At 65.9% G+C, this 14,605-nt stretch carries 16 protein-coding genes; 10 read left to right on the forward strand and 6 right to left on the reverse strand.

All coding sequences use genetic code 11. The features are described 5' to 3' along the window. The first annotated feature begins 75 nt into the window (after positions 1-75). Positions 76-1,401 (forward strand): aspartate aminotransferase family protein, encoded by a 1,326-nt coding sequence (locus NX778_RS19920; protein WP_258813540.1) that lies wholly within the window; start codon positions 76-78, stop codon positions 1,399-1,401. Positions 1,402-1,456: 55 nt separating this feature from the next. On the opposite strand, the gene NX778_RS19925 is transcribed toward NX778_RS19920, so the two are convergent. Genes NX778_RS19925 through NX778_RS19935 form a run of 3 tightly spaced genes read right to left on the reverse strand, consistent with a single transcriptional unit; the run spans position 1,457 to position 4,997 of the window. Then, positions 1,457-2,308: a fumarylacetoacetate hydrolase family protein gene (locus NX778_RS19925; protein ID WP_258813541.1), complete on the reverse strand. Its 852-nt coding sequence runs from the start codon at positions 2,306-2,308 to the stop codon at positions 1,457-1,459. Next, positions 2,277-3,578, reverse strand: a complete 1,302-nt coding sequence (locus NX778_RS19930) for an MFS transporter (RefSeq protein ID WP_258813542.1) — start codon at positions 3,576-3,578, stop codon at positions 2,277-2,279. The genes NX778_RS19925 and NX778_RS19930 overlap by 32 nt, the downstream gene beginning before the upstream one ends. Before the next feature lie 6 nt (positions 3,579-3,584). Further along, positions 3,585-4,997 carry a KamA family radical SAM protein gene (locus tag NX778_RS19935; protein ID WP_258813543.1) on the reverse strand — a complete coding sequence of 471 codons (1,413 nt, stop codon included), beginning with the start codon at positions 4,995-4,997 and terminating at the stop codon, positions 3,585-3,587. A gap of 269 nt (positions 4,998-5,266) precedes the next feature. On the opposite strand from NX778_RS19935, the gene NX778_RS19940 reads away from it, so the two are divergent. Together NX778_RS19940 and NX778_RS19945 are read left to right on the forward strand one after the other, a co-directional pair. Beyond that, positions 5,267-5,719: a cache domain-containing protein gene (locus NX778_RS19940; protein WP_258813544.1), complete on the forward strand. Its 453-nt coding sequence runs from the start codon at positions 5,267-5,269 to the stop codon at positions 5,717-5,719. 53 nt (positions 5,720-5,772) lie between these two features. After that, complete coding sequence (locus NX778_RS19945) at positions 5,773-7,464, forward strand: methyl-accepting chemotaxis protein (protein WP_258813545.1); 1,692 nt, start codon at positions 5,773-5,775, stop codon at positions 7,462-7,464. 135 nt (positions 7,465-7,599) lie between these two features. Here the strand turns inward: NX778_RS19945 and NX778_RS19950 are convergent, their stop codons facing one another. Continuing rightward, positions 7,600-8,175 carry a DNA-3-methyladenine glycosylase gene (locus tag NX778_RS19950; protein WP_258813546.1) on the reverse strand — a complete coding sequence of 192 codons (576 nt, stop codon included), beginning with the start codon at positions 8,173-8,175 and terminating at the stop codon, positions 7,600-7,602. A gap of 157 nt (positions 8,176-8,332) precedes the next feature. Here NX778_RS19950 and NX778_RS19955 point away from each other — a divergent pair, with 157 nt between their 5' ends. Next, positions 8,333-9,187 (forward strand): HDOD domain-containing protein, encoded by an 855-nt coding sequence (locus NX778_RS19955; protein WP_258813547.1) that lies wholly within the window; start codon positions 8,333-8,335, stop codon positions 9,185-9,187. Between the two features lie 56 nt (positions 9,188-9,243). Further along, entirely contained in the window at positions 9,244-10,410 is a 1,167-nt protein-coding gene (locus NX778_RS19960; RefSeq protein WP_258813548.1) for a tetratricopeptide repeat protein, read from the forward strand. A 43-nt stretch (positions 10,411-10,453) separates the two neighbouring features. Here NX778_RS19960 and infA read toward each other — a convergent pair whose 3' ends face one another. Further along, entirely contained in the window at positions 10,454-10,714 is a 261-nt protein-coding gene (infA, locus tag NX778_RS19965; protein WP_258813549.1) for a translation initiation factor IF-1, read from the reverse strand. 280 nt (positions 10,715-10,994) lie between these two features. After that, positions 10,995-11,498 (reverse strand): DNA-deoxyinosine glycosylase, encoded by a 504-nt coding sequence (locus NX778_RS19970; protein ID WP_258813733.1) that lies wholly within the window; start codon positions 11,496-11,498, stop codon positions 10,995-10,997. A gap of 107 nt (positions 11,499-11,605) precedes the next feature. Between NX778_RS19970 and NX778_RS19975 the strand changes: the two genes are divergently transcribed. The 5 genes from NX778_RS19975 to NX778_RS19995 all read left to right on the forward strand — a co-directional run bounded on the left by NX778_RS19975 (position 11,606) and on the right by NX778_RS19995 (position 14,605). Beyond that, positions 11,606-12,052, forward strand: a complete 447-nt coding sequence (locus NX778_RS19975) for an Mpo1 family 2-hydroxy fatty acid dioxygenase (RefSeq protein ID WP_258813550.1) — start codon at positions 11,606-11,608, stop codon at positions 12,050-12,052. 98 nt (positions 12,053-12,150) lie between these two features. After that, positions 12,151-12,600: an outer membrane lipoprotein gene (locus NX778_RS19980; RefSeq protein WP_258813551.1), complete on the forward strand. Its 450-nt coding sequence runs from the start codon at positions 12,151-12,153 to the stop codon at positions 12,598-12,600. Positions 12,601-12,699: 99 nt separating this feature from the next. Continuing rightward, entirely contained in the window at positions 12,700-13,638 is a 939-nt protein-coding gene (locus tag NX778_RS19985; protein ID WP_258813734.1) for a DMT family transporter, read from the forward strand. Next, the gene (locus tag NX778_RS19990; RefSeq protein ID WP_258813552.1) at positions 13,635-14,123 is read left to right on the forward strand and encodes a GNAT family N-acetyltransferase; all 489 of its coding nucleotides are present in this window, start codon (positions 13,635-13,637) and stop codon (positions 14,121-14,123) included. The genes NX778_RS19985 and NX778_RS19990 overlap by 4 nt, the downstream gene beginning before the upstream one ends. 284 nt (positions 14,124-14,407) lie before the next feature. Next, positions 14,408-14,605 (forward strand): hypothetical protein, encoded by a 198-nt coding sequence (locus NX778_RS19995; protein ID WP_258813553.1) that lies wholly within the window; start codon positions 14,408-14,410, stop codon positions 14,603-14,605.

Raw genomic sequence — 14,605 nt, forward strand, 5'->3', positions numbered from 1 at the left:
AGCAAAGATCAACAAGGCCGGTCGCGCTTGCGCCTATCGTGGTCTTTTGTCGATTCCCGAGAAGGAGGCGAAACCATGAGCCATGTCATCCATCGCAGCCTGCGCGAGGTGCCACCGGTGGCGGACAGCGCCAAGGGCATCTTCATTCGCGACAGCGAGGACAATGCCTATATCGACGCGAGCGGCGGTGCGGCGGTGTCGTCGCTGGGCCACGGGCATCCGGACGTGCTGGCGGCCATGCACCGCCAGATCGACCGCTGCGCCTACGCCCACACTTCCTTCTTCACCACGGAGGTGGCGGAGCAGCTGGCCGACAAGCTGGTGGCGCAGGCGCCGCCCGGGATCAGCGCGGTGTACTTCGTGTCGGGCGGGTCGGAAGCGATGGAGACCGCGCTGAAGCTGGCGCGCCAGTACTTTTACGAGAATGGCGAGGAGCAGCGCTCGGTGTTCATCGCGCGCCGCCAGAGCTATCACGGCAATACCCTGGGCGCGCTGGCGGTCGGCGGCAACGAGTGGCGCCGCAAAGCCTTCGCGCCGCTGCTGATGGACGTGCCGCGCGTCGCGCCGTGCTACGAGTACCGCGGGCGCGGCGAGGACCAGACCGTCGACGAGTACACGCAGGACCTGCTGGATGAGCTGGAATCGGCGATCGTGCGCGCGGGGCCGGAAAAGGTGATCGGTTTCGTGGCCGAACCGGTGGTGGGCGCGACCGGCGGCGCGATCCCGCCGACGCCGGGCTACTTCCGCGGCGTGCACGCGCTGTGCGACAGGTACGGGATCCTGTTCATCGCGGACGAAGTCATGTGCGGTATGGGCCGCACCGGCACCATGTTCGCGATCGAGCAGGACGAGGTGGCGCCGGACATCATCGCCATCGCCAAGGGACTGGGCGCAGGCTACCAGCCGATCGGCGCCGTACTGGCTCAGGGCGCGATCGTGGACCGGCTTCGCCAGGGCAGCGGCGCCTTCCTGCATGGGCACACCTACGTCGGCCATCCGGTGGCCTGCGCCGCGGCGCTGGCGGTGCAGCAGGTGATCGAACGCGACAAGCTGCTGGCGCAGGTGGCAAAGCGCGGCCTGAGCCTGCGGCGCATGCTGGGCGAGGCGTTCGGCAAGCACCATCACGTGGGCGATATCCGCGGGCGCGGGCTGCTGATGGCGCTGGAGCTGGTGCATGACCGGCCGACCAAGTCGCCGTTCCCGGCGTCGAGGAAGCTGCATGCGAAGGTAAAGGAGCAGGCGATGGCGCGCGGCCTGATGGTGTACCCGATGGGCGGGACCATCGACGGGCAGCGCGGGGATCATGTGCTGCTGGCGCCGCCGTTCATCGCGACGACGGGGGATCTGGCGGAGATCGTGGGACGCTTGTCGGAGTCGATTGACGCGGCGTTGCGCCAATAGGGAACAATGTCGTCCCGGCCTTCGCCGGGACCACGCTGTTCTGTTACTGGCTGAATCAGGCCTTCGAATAAGCCACGACTTCCTGCTGCTGCTCACCCAGCCCCGCAATCCCCAGCCGCAGCTGGTCGCCCTTCTTCAGGAAGCGCTGCGGGCTGCGGCCCATGCCCACGCCCGGCGGCGTGCCGGTGCAGATGATGTCGCCCGGCTCCAGCGTCATGAAGCGCGACAGGTAGCTGACGATCTGCGCGACCGTAAACACCATGTTGCCGGTATTCCCGGTCTGCATGCGCTTGCCGTTCAACTCCATGTACAGGTCCAGGTCCTGCACGTCGAAGATCTCGTCCTTGGTGACCAGGAAGGGACCGACCGGGCCGAAGGTGTCGCAACCCTTGCCCTTGTCCCACTGCGAGCCGCGTTCGAACTGGAAGGCGCGTTCGGACACGTCGTTGACCACGCAGTAGCCCGCCACGTACTTGAGTGCGTCCTTCTCGTCGACATACTGCGCCTTGGCGCCGATGATGACGCCCAGCTCCACTTCCCAGTCGGTCTTCTTCGCGCCTGGCGGCAGCACGACCGGATCGTCCGGGCCGGACAGGCAGGTGATCGCCTTGCTGAAGAAGATCGGTTCCTTCGGCACCGCGGCGCCGGTTTCGGCGGCGTGGTCGGCGTAGTTCATGCCGATGCCGATGAACTTGCGGCTGCCCGCCACCGGCACGCCGAAGCGCGGGTTCCCGCGCACCAGCGGCAGCGTCTTGTAGTCGACCTTCGCCAGCTTCTTCAGCGCGCGCTCGGACAGGACCGAGGCGTCGATGTCGGTAATGACGCCGGACAGGTCGCGCAGGCGGCCTTCTTCATCGAACATCCCCGGCTTTTCCTTACCGGGACGACCGTAGCGAACCAATCTCATATTCTTCCTTCGTTGCGAGCAAAACAGGTTCGCATTGTACCGGACGGCGACGAAGGAAGTAGCGGACCAGGCCCGGCATCTGCAGCAGCACCAGCACCCCGAAAGCGACGCGGTAGGCGGCCGCCGGCACGTGGCCGAAGCGGTCCGGATGCCACATGCCAATCACCTGCCCGAAGCCCGCCTGCACCAGGAAGGCGCCGATGAAGATCAACAGGTTCAGGCAGGTGGAAGCGCGCCCGGTCAGCTCGCGCGGCATCTGCTGCGCGACGATGGTGTATTCGATCCCGGTGACAGAACCGACCAGCGTGAACAGCACCGACAGCAGCTGGAAGCCCGGCGCGTAATTGAGCATCATTGCGGCCTGCGCAAGCGTGAACAAGAGCACGCCGGCGGCGGCCACGTCGAGCGGTTTCCAGCCGCGGCGCCCGGCCCATTCGGTGATCATGCCGGTGCCGATCGCGCCGAAGATGACCGCAGCCATGCCCATGTACAGCAGGTAGGCCACCGCGGCATCCGAAAAGTGCGCGGCGTCCGACAGCCAGCGCCCGATCCACAAGCCCTGGATGCCGAAAAAGACCGTGTGCGGAACCAGCACCAGCGCGGCGGTCTCGCGAAACGCGGGGTGGCGGTACACCTCGCGCATCGACTGCAGGACCGGGGAGCGCAGCCTGCGCTCCACCTGCCGCTCCGGCGACAGCAGGCCGACCAGCAATCCGGCGATGGCGGTCAGTCCGGCCAGCACCACGAACAGGCCGCGCCAGTCGGTGAACTGCAGCGCGAGGCGCACCGGCGTGGTCGCGGTGGCCGCACCCAGGCCACCGGCCGCGATCAGGTAGCCATTCACCGACGGCAGCTTGGCCGGCGAGATCCAGGTACAGATCGCCTTCATCGCCGACATGAAGCAGCCGCCCAGGCCAAGCCCCATCACGGTGCGCGCCAGCACCAGCTGCACGAAGGTGTGCGCGCGGGCGAACATGAAGATGCCGGCGGCGGCGACCAACATCATCGCCAGCTGCACGCGGCGCGGCCCGTAGCGGTCGAGCGCGATCCCGACCGGCAGCTGCACCAGCGCGAACGAGAAGAACAGGGCGCTGGTGAGGAGGCCGAGCTGCCCCGGCGTGAGCGCCAGCGCACCGACCAGGTAGGGCGCCAGCACCGCGTTCACGTTGCGCAGGAGGCAGGACAGATAGTGTCCGAACGCGAACGGCAGGAACACATGAAAAAAAACCGCCACGCCCGAAAGGCGCGGCGGCGTAGAAGGTGTCGTCATGACGGTTCAGGCGGCGTTGGGCTGGTTGTCGCTGGCGCGCTGGTTGACCTGTCGCGGGGCGGGCGAGATCGGGATCACGCGCCCGGCCGGGGTGTGGGCATCGATACTGCCGCCCTCTTCCTCGAAGAAGAACTTCTTGCGGCCGAACGCCGGCTTGAGGTGATCGAGCCAGGTGGCGCTTGCGTCGAACTTGGCGAAGAAGGGCTTGCGCACCCAGTCCGGATTCCGCGCCTGGAGGAACTGCAGCGCGAACAGCTTTTCGCCGTTGATCTGCACCACGCCGTCGATCACGACCTTGCCGGGGAAGGCGCTCATCGACGGCCCGCGCACGGTGCGCGACAGGCCCGACACCTTCTGGTAGGCCTGCTGGAAGATGTCGTGCGCACGCGCGAGCGGCAGCGCGAAGTAGTCGCGCGGCCCGGTGTCGCGCTCGACGAACATGTAGTAAGGGATTGCGCCGAGGCGTACGCCGGTGGTCCACATTTCGGCCCAGCTGTCCGGGTCTTCGTTGATGTGGCGGATCAGCGGCCCCTGCATGCGCAACGTGGCGCCGGTGCCGACGATGCGCTTGACCGCCTGCTGCGCCATGCTGCTCCTCAGTTCGACCGCGTGGTTGTAGTGGCCCATGATCGCCATGTTCTTGCCGCTGGCGACCACCTTCTCGAACAGGCGCAGCAACTCGTCCGCGTCCTTGTCGCTGACGTAGCGCTGCGGCCAGTAGGCCACCGACTTGGTGCCGATGCGGATGTTCTGGATGTGCGCCAGTTCGGGCGCCAGCAGCGGCTCGATGAATTCGGCCAGCGAACGGGTATTCATGATCATCGGGTCGCCGCCCGTGAACAGGACGTCGGTGACGTCCGGGTGCGCTTTCAGGTAGGCCACCAGCTCGCCGGATTCGCGCGCGTCGAACTTCATGTCGTCCATGCCGACGAACTGCGGCCAGCGGAAGCAGAAGGTGCAATAGGCGTGGCAGGTCTGGCCCGAGCTGGGGAAGAACAGCACGGTCTCCTTGTACTTGTGCTGCAGGCCCTTGAGCGGCGCATCGTTCACGCGCGGGACGTTGTGGGTCATCTGCCCGGCCGGGTGCGGGTTCATGCGCATGCGGATCTGGTGCACCAGCGCGCGGATCGCGGCCTCGTCCTTCTTGTACAGGACCAAGTCGCGCAACTGCTCGTATTCGGCGGCCGGCAGCATGTCGCGGTGCGGGAAGGTCAGGCGGTAGATCGGATCGTCCGGCACCCGGGTCCAGTCGATCAGCTGCTCCATCACGTATTCGTTGGTGCGGAACGGCAGCACGTGCGACACCACCTGGACCGCTTCCTGCAGGTCGGGACTGAGCCACTGCCACTGGCGCGCCAGGGCGATGGTCTGGCGGGTATAGGGCTTGAACTTGGCGGGCGCGGCGTCGGCGTGGGTCACGGCATTCTCCTCGCGAGGAAGATGGTGGGCGGCATTCTCGGCAACAAGAATTGCCAATAGGGAATTACATGGTAGGCGCGCCCTACCCGGTGTGCATTGGCTCCAATCAATCCGCTGCGCAGAGGATTTCCACATGGAACAAACTTTCGACGTGGCATCGGCGCACGGGTCCGTCCGCGAATTGCGGTAACGCAAAATTTCCTTTAAGCAGCACGCGTAGAGTGGTGATCGCATCCAGCTTCCACGACTCTTCCATAAAGGACAAGGACATGAAACTGACCACCACCGCCGCGCTGTGCCTGAGCATCCTGTCCGCCAACGCCTTGGCCAGCGAACCGACCGAGAAGGACGCCATCGCCATGGCCGAACGCGGCGCCGCCTACTTCAAGGCGCACGGCAAGGACGAGCTGATGAAGGCGATCACCGCCAAGAATCCGGACTTCTCGCAAGGCTCGCTCTACATCGACATGCGCGATATCAAGAGCGGCATCGTGCTGGCCCACCCGCACAACCCGTCGATCGTCGGCAAGGACCTGACCGACGTCCCGGACGCCAACGGCAAGAAGTACCGGCGCGAGATCATCGAGCTGGCGGCGGCCAAGGGCAAGGGCTGGGTCGACTACATGTACAAGAACCCGGTGACGCAGAAGATCGAGCCGAAGACCACCTATATTTTGAAGGTGGACGACTTCGTGCTCGAGGCAGGGATCTACAAGAAGTGATTGGTCGCGCCGGCGGCCGGCCTGGCCGCCGGGTCTCTTCGCCGGGAGCTCCCATGTTGAACAAACTGCGTATCGGCCCCAAGCTGCTGCTGGCGCCTGGCCTCGTGCTGTTGCTGTTGACCTTGCTGTCGGGCGCGGCCTACTACGGCATGGTGCGGCAGAATGCCTCGCTCGAAAACATGGTGCAGGTGCGCGCCGCGCGCCTGAAGAACGCGGCCGACGTGGCCGGCGACGCGAAAGGCGCGCACGCCAACATCTACCAGCTGCTGGCCTGGGTCAACGGCAGCTTCGCCAAGGCCAGGCTCGACGCGCTGATCGCCGACATCAACCACAAGCACGCCGCGATCGCCGCGCAGTTGAAGACGCTGGCGGCAGTGGCCGATCCGGCCGAGCGCAAGCTGCTCGACGCCTCGGGCCGCGCGCTGGCCGCATACCACAAGAGCGTGCTGGAGACGATCGAGATGTCGCAGGTCGACGTGTCGATCGCGGCCAACTCGATGCAGAAGGCCGAGGCGCAGTTCGTGGTGCTGAACAAGGCGCTGGGAGAACTGTCTGCGCTGGAGAAGTCGCTCAGCGAGCAGGCCTACGCCGGCGCGCGCGCCGAATTCCGCACGCTCGGCATCACGATGGCGGTGCTGGTGCTGCTGTCGGTCGGCCTGTCGATGGCGGTGACGATGCTGGTGCGGCGCGCGATGCTGGCCGATATCCGCGCGATCTCGGTGGTGGTGGGCGAGCTGGCCGAAGGCCGCCTCGCCGCGGGCAAGGGCAGCACGGGGCGCGACGAGATCGCCGACACCTCACGCGCGCTCGACCACACCATCGCCAACCTGAACGAGGCGCTGCGCAAGATCCTGGCCTCGGTGGCGTCGATCGACACCGCCTCGCGCGAGATCGCCACCGGCAACCTCGACCTGTCAACGCGCACCGAGCTGCAGGCCGGCTCGCTGCAGCAGACCGCGAGCGCGATGGAGACCCTGACCGCCGCGGTCAAGCACAACGCCACCAATGCGCGCCAGGCCACCGAACTGGCCGCCGAAGCCACACGCCTCGCCTCGCAAGGCGGCCAGGCGGTCGACCGCGCGGTGACGACGATGGAGTCGATCAAGGCCAGCTCGCGCAAGATCGTCGAGATCATCGGCGTCATCGACGGCATCTCGTTCCAGACCAATATCCTGGCGCTGAACGCGGCGGTGGAGGCGGCGCGCGCCGGCGAGCAGGGACGCGGCTTCGCGGTAGTGGCGGCCGAGGTGCGGATGCTGGCGCAACGTTCGGCGGCGGCAGCGAAGGAGATCAAGTCGCTGATCGCCAACTCGGTCGCGATCATCGACAACGGCAGCCATTCGGTCAACGAGGCCGGCGCCAGCATGGGCCACATCGTGGCGTCGGTCGAGCAGGTCAACGAGATCATCGAACGCATCAGCGCCGCCAGCACCGAGCAGGCCGACGGCATCGCTGAAGTGAACCGCGCGGTGGGCCAGATGGACGACATGACCCAGCAGAACGCGGCGCTGGTCGAACAGGCCGCGGCGGCCGCCGGAAGTTTGGCCGAGCAGACCGTCAACCTGTCCGAGGCGGTCTCGATCTTCAAGATCGATGGCGTGGCGGTGCCGGCGGCCGTGGTGGAGGAAGACAGCGGCGCCGGGTTCCGCGAGCCGCGCCAGGAACGGCGCGCGCCGGACAGCCCGATGCGCTCGATTAACCGGCGCGCCCTGCCGGATCCGGCCAGGGCGCGCAAGCGGGGCTAGTCTGTTTGCTTGCACCTTTAACCCAGAACCGTCGCCCCGGCGCAGGCCGGGGCCCATAGAACGCTTCCGAATTCGGAAACTCAGCATGGGCTCCGGCCTGCGCCGGGGCGACGGTTTTACGGGTAGTGGTGAACGCTAACGCGAGCGCCTGAACGGCTTGCTGACAAAGCGCGACCCCGCCAGCCCGAAACGCCACGGCACATCCATCGCCTTCGAGATGCCGATGCGCGGCCCCTCCACCACCTCCAGCCCGCGCGTCCCCGGCAGCAGCTCGAACGGAAACGCCGCCAGCGACTTGCCGTTGAGCGCGCGCGTCACGCCCATCGCCTGGCACAGCTTCCCGGGCCCGGAACACAACAGCCAATCGTCATCCGTGCGGCGCCGTTCGCGCATCACGTCGATGCCGTAAAGCGGCTCGATCGCGCGGATCAGCACCCCGGCGCCATGCCCGGCCTCGCGGCACACGAAATTCAGGCACCAGTGAATGCCGTAGGAGCGGTACACATAGGCGTGGGCGGGCGGACCGAACATCGCCTCGTTGCGTTCGGTCGGCCCGGAAAAGGCGTGCGAGGCCGGATCCTCGCGGTCGTAGGCCTCGGTCTCGACGATGCGGCCGCCGACCCCGTCGACGAGCACCGTCACCCCGATCAGCTGGCGCGCGACGACCTCCGACGGCGCCGAGAAGTCGATTCCGGCAAGCTGTTCTGTCATGCCCGCCATTCTAATACTCGCCAAAAACCACGTGGGTACTGTTCCGATTCGCGACAATTATTAGGATAATTTACATGCTTTAGCTGCAAGTACGAATGCTCTGGTTTATAGTGTTGGTTTCGTATTTTCCAAACGGAAAGTCACCCGGTCCCGCCGCATGAGCACGCTCGCAGTCCCCGCCGCCGAACACGTCGACGCCCTGATCAAGTCGATCCGCATTCCGCCCCGTCCCAGCCTGCTGGCCGATCTCCAGAGCGAACTGGCGCGGCGCGAGCCATCGCCGGACACCATCGCCCGCATCGCCGCGCGCGACGTCGGCATGGCCGGTGCGCTGCTCAAGCTGGCCAACTCCTCGTTCTACGGCGGCCAGCGCCAGGCCAAGTCGGTCGAGCAGGCGATCATGTTCCTGGGGATTAACCAGGTGGCCGCGCTGATGACCGGGCTGCTGGCGCGCCAGGCGCTGCCCGCCGACAGCGCGGCGCTGGCCAGCTTCTGGGACATCTCGACCCTGCGCGCGCACGCGATGGTGTACCTGTCGCGCCGCCTGCGCATCAGCGAGCCCGATATCGCCCACACCTTCGGCCTGTTCTGCGACACCGGCCTGCCGCTGATGATGGACCGCTTCCCCGGCTACAGCGCGACCTACGAGGCCGCGCGCAACGACGGCGAGCGCGCGTTCACCGCGCTCGAAGACGAGCGCCACCACACCAACCACGCCGCGGTGGGCTGCCTGTTGGCGCGCAACTGGGGCCTGTCGGCGGAAGTCGGCTGGGCCATCCTGCACCACCACGACTACGCGGTGCTGGACGACAGCGCCACGCCGGACCTGGTGCGCTCGCTGGTGGCGCTGTCGGTGCTGGCCGAGCGCGCGATCTGCAAATACCAGGGCGACGCCAGCTCGCTCGAATGGGCCAAGGGCGGCGACGCCTGCTGCGCCTATCTCGGCCTGGCCGAAGACGAAACCGACGACCTGCTCGACAGCCTGCACGAAGCCCTGCACGGCGACGCATAGGCTTTGACAAGCGCCGCGCACGGCGCGACACTGTCCTGTAAGTACAGGAGGACAGCATGAGGATCATCGCGGCGCTGCTGCTGGCATTCTTGACGGGGTGCGCCACCGTCGACCACGGCCCGGCGCCCGAGGCGCTGTTCACCGACGCCCGCTTCGCCGCGCCCTCCGCGCCGGTCTCGGTGGACAACCTGTTCACGCTGAATCCCGCGATGCGGCAGTACCTGCACAGCACCCGCTTCCAGCAGCTGTTGCAGGAAAAGGGCAGCATCCACGGCCTGCTCGATGCGCTGTACGAGAAGGGGGAGCTCAGGCTCGAATACGATTCCAGCATGACGCGCACCGCGGCGCAGACCTTCGATGCGCGCGCCGGCAACTGCCTGTCGCTGGTGATCATGACCGCCGCGTTCGCGAAAGAGATCGGCATGGTGGTGCGCTTCCAGAGCGTGGACGTGGACGAGACCTGGAGCCGCAGCGCGAGCCTGTACCTGGTCAGTTCGCACGTCAACGTCTCGCTCGGCCGCAAGCCGATGCTCGACCTGCTGCATACCGGCGAGCCGGACGAGCTCACCACGGTCGACTTCCTGCCGCCGCCGGACGCCGCCAAGCTGCGCACCGAACCGCTGACCGAGCAGGACATCGTCACGCTGTACATGAACAACCGCGCCGCCGAGTCGCTGGTGCTGGGCCGCGTCGACGATGCCTACTGGTGGGCGCGCAGCGCCGCGGCACGCGAGAACGCGCCGGCATCGGTGTTCAATACGCTGGGCGTGGTGTACCAGCACCACGGCGACCTGGCCCAGGCCGAACTGGTGTTCCGCGCCGCGCTGCAGCGCGATCCGAACAGCCTGGTGGCGATGCAGAACCTGGTGCCGCTGCTCGCGGAGAACGGCAAGCAGGCCGAATCGGCGGCGCTGGCCGCGCGCGTGGCGAAGCTCAATCCGCATCCGCCCTTCCAGTACTTCGACGATGGCATGCGCGCCTACCGCAAGGGCGACTTCGTACGCGCCAAGGAACTGTTCGCGCGCGAGGTCGAGCGCGCGCCCTATAACGACGAATTCCACTTCTGGCTGGCGATGGCCTGTCTTCAACTTGGCCAGCCGCAGCTGGCGCGCGAACAGCTCACGCTGGCGATGGAGTCCAGCACCACGGTCGACAACCGCGAACGGTATGCGGCCAAGCTGGTGCATTTGCACAAGCTGGTGACGGGGCCGCAGGGGGATTAGGATCCCCGTCCGTCCATCAAGGGATGCTCACGCACTCCCCGGGTCAGCGACGCCGCCGGTAGCCCTGCGGTGAGGGGGAACGTGTTTCGATATGGCGGAACACGATTCTTCCCTTGTTCAGGTCGTAAGGGGAAAGCTCCAGCGTTACCCGGTCGCCGGCCAGGATGCGGATGTGATTCTTCTTCATTTTCCCCGCAGTATATGCGACGAGCTTGTGGCCATTGTCGAGGTCAACGCGAAACCGCATCTCCGGTAGGATTTCGGTGACCAGGCCGTTCATTTCGATCAGTTCTTCTTTTGCCATGCGTATGTCCTTTATATTGAAGAGCACCGCCAGGCGAGCGCGGCATTACAAGCGGTCCTGCGCGAGGCGCAAGCCGTGTACGAGCTGAAAACAGGGACGTCAGCCTTGCACTGCCAAGGCCGGGTTGAGGGAGAGAGGAATAACCCACAGTCCTGCGGGTTGATTTCAATGGATTGCCGATGCATCGCAAGCAGCGAAGCGCAGTGTATCACGCGCGCTGATATCGCGTTCGAATGGTTCAGGGCCCACGAAGAGATTGTACGGACATGGGCGCAAGGAATTACGAGCGCAGCGACAGCCACGCGCACAGCTTCTGATCGAACGTCATCGCGGCATGCGCCGGCGAGGATGAGGGCAAGACCAGCGCCCGGAATCCCGCCGCGGCGAACTGTGGCGCAAATTTTCCCGAGGCCTGTCCATTGAACCCAACAGTGTGCAGCTCCGGGCAGCGCGCACGCAGCAGGAAGAAATCATTGGCCTGGGCCTTGCGGATGCTGGCGTCGAGGCTGCCTTCGCGCTCGCAGGCGCCCAGCACGTCCCACAAGCCAAACCGGTGCGCGAGCAGGCGCGGCAGGCGCTGAGGATAAGGCAGCGCCGCGAGGTCCTCACCAAGCACCGCCGAGATCAGCCGCCAGAACTGATTGCGCGGATGGGCGTAATACTGTCCCGCCGCCAGCGACGCCGCCCCCGGAAAACTGCCGAGCACAATCACCCGCGTGTCGGGCGCAATCACCGGCGCCAGGCCGGCAAGATGGAAATTTGAATCAGCGGAAATAGATGCCATGACCGCGATTTTAGCGGCGGAGCCTCCAACAGGCGCAAGCGGAGGCTGGTCAATCACTGCGTGCAGGACCGGTGTAGAATCTTTCCGCACACGACACAGCCCGGATCATGGACCAGACCACCCCGCCGCGCAGCATCGACGCCCTGCTCGACCAGTATGCGGAAAGCCACCGCAACCCGACCAACGAGCTCATCCACATCATCTGCGTGCCGGTGATCGTGTTCACCCTGCTCGGCATCCTGTGGGCGATCCATCCGGTGCTGGCGGTGGCGGCGGTGGCGGCCTCGCTGCGGTACTACGACAAGCTGTCGCGCCCGTTCGCGCTCGGCATGCTGGCGATGAGCCTGCTCATGCTCGCCCTGCTGCTGGCCATGCCGCGTTTCACCGTGCTGCCGGTGTCGCTGTCGCTGTTCGTGGTGGCGTGGATCGGCCAGTTCATCGGCCACAAGATCGAGGGCAAGAAGCCTTCGTTTTTCGACGACCTGCGCTTCCTGCTGATCGGCCCCCTGTTTGTTCTTTCCTTCCTGTATCGTCGCCTGAAGCTGGCTTACTGAGCGCTGATACTTTTTGATACCTGAAACACGGTAGCCCGCCGGCGCCAAGCGGCGTAAGCTGTCTTTGAGTCGCGCATCGACCGCGACCGGAGACTGCCATGAAGAATGCCGCCGTAATCGTACTCGCAAGCCTGCTGGCGGCCTGCGCGTATCCGCCCCGCTCGTCCAGCGTCTACAGCCCTTACCAGACCCAGACCATGCAGGTGGTACGCACCGGCACCGTCGAGTCCGTCCGCACCGTTACCATCGCCAGCCCGCCGCAATCCGGCGTCGGCACGCTCGGCGGCGCCGCGCTGGGTGGCATCGCCGGCAATTCTATCGGTAGCGGCAATGGTCGAGCGGCAACGACCGTGATCGGCGCGATCGCCGGCGGCCTGATCGGCAACCGGGTCGAGGAAGGCGCCAATATGCGCCAGGGCCTGGAAATCACGGTCCACCTCGACAGTGGTGAACTGGTCGCGATCACCCAAGTTGCCGATGAGATGTTCCGCCCCGGTGAGCGCGTGCGCTTGCTGAGCAGCGGCGGGATGACGCGCGTGTCGCACTGACGCGACGCGGCCTCGCACCGGACGCGCAGCCCTGCGCGGTGGGGTCTTGCGGCCAAACTGGTGCAGGCAGGCAACAACGAAAGCACGTATACTTTCGTGATGCCATCTTCCCTGCTCTTTGCCACCGCCGCGCTCATCTGGGGCTCGACCTTCTGGGCCATCACCCTCGAACTGGGTGAGGCGCCGCCCGCCATCTCCGTCGTGTACCGCTTCGGCCTGGCTGCCGCGGCGCTGTTCCTCGCGTGCGCGGCGCGCCGCGACAAACTCCTGCTGCCGTGGCGCACCCAGCGCTGGATGATGCTGCAGGGTTTCCTGACCTTCGGCGTGTCCTACGTCTGCACCTACAATGCCGAGCAGTTCGTGGTGTCGGCGCTGGTAGCCGTGCTGTTCGCGCTGATGGTGTTCTTCACGCCGATCTGCGCTCGCTTCATGCTCGGCACGCCGCTGTCGGCGCGCACCTGGACCGCGGGCCTGGCCGCATTGGCCGGCGTGACCCTGCTGTTCTGGCACGCGATCGCCGGCGCGCTGCACGAACTGTCCAGCGGCGGCGCCGGCAGCTCCCTGGCCGGCATCGGGCTGGCGGTGATCGCGGCGATTTCCGCGTCCGCCGGCAGCGTGGTCGTGACCAAGGTGCGCGAGCGCTCATCGAACCTGATCCTGACGATGGCGTGGTCGATGTTGTGGGGCGCGCTGTTCGTGGCCGCGTTCGCGCTCGCGACCAGCCAGCCCTTCGTGCTGCCGTCGCGCCCCAGCTATTACGCGGGCCTGGTCTACCTGGCCCTGTTTGGCTCGGTGATCGCCTTCTTCGCCTACTTCACGCTGATCAACCGCATCGGCTCGCACAAGGCCGTCTACACGACCGTCATCTCGCCGGTGATTTCGGTGCTGCTGTCGGTGCGTTTCGAACATTTCCGCCCCGGCGCCATCGAGTTGCTGGGCATCGTCGTGTGCCTGGGCAGCGTGGCCTGGGCGCTGCGCTCGCCCGCTGTCAAAGCCGCCGAAACCATCAAGATCAACAACGCTCTGGAAACACAATGACCCTCTCCATCCGCCCCGCCCAACCGTCCGACATCGCCCACATCCATTCGATGATCGTGGAACTGGCCGTGTTCGAAAAGCTCGAACACATGGTGGTCGCCACCGAAGAACTGCTGCACGAAGGCCTGTTCGGCGCCAAGCCGGCATGCGAGGCGATCGTCGGCGAGGCCGGCGGCGAAGTAGTGTGCTTCGCGCTGTTCTTCCATAACTTCTCGACCTTCCTCACCAAGAAGGGCCTTTACCTGGAAGACCTGTACGTGCGCCAGGCCCACCGCGGCCAGGGCTATGGCAGCGAGATGCTCAAGAAGCTGGCCGAGATCGCGGTCGAGCGCCACTGCGGCCGCTTCGAGTGGTCTGTGCTGGACTGGAACGAGCCCGCAATCAATTTCTACAAGACGATGGGAGCGGAGATCCTGCCCGACTGGCGCATCTGCCGCGTTACCGGCGACGCCCTGACCGCACTGGCCACACCGGCGCGCGGCTGACAAAGAAAAACCCACGGCGCGTGTCGCTGCCGTGGGTGAACCCATTTTTCAATGGGGAGGGGAGACTTGCATACGGGACTGACTATAGCTGCTGGGCTCGGGCCGGTTTGCTTTCTTTACAGACTGTTACCAGTGTTGGCTCTGCCCTTGGTTCAATAATTACCCAGCTGGAAAAGTCCGGTTTGAGCGCGCGCAAGCGGACCGCGGCCCTGTTCGATTGAGTTAGCACAAGCGCGAGGACGGCGGCGCGCCGACAATGGGGCCTTTCCGATCGGGGCGACGACATGACATCGACGGCGAAGGTCAAGGCATCCGCGTCACGGCTGTACCGGGCCTGGCAAAAGGCATGGCTGCGCGCGCGGCTGGACAGCTATTCGCGCCACCTGCAGGCCATTGCGGCCCAGCGCGAGAACGATTTCCATGCGGAGCGCATATTGCACCGCGCCGTGTCCGCCACGCGGGCCAAACTGCAGTCCTTGTGA

The sequence above is a fragment of the Massilia terrae genome (genome assembly GCF_024753145.1).
Classification (GTDB): Bacteria; Pseudomonadota; Gammaproteobacteria; order Burkholderiales; family Burkholderiaceae_D; genus Telluria; species Telluria terrae.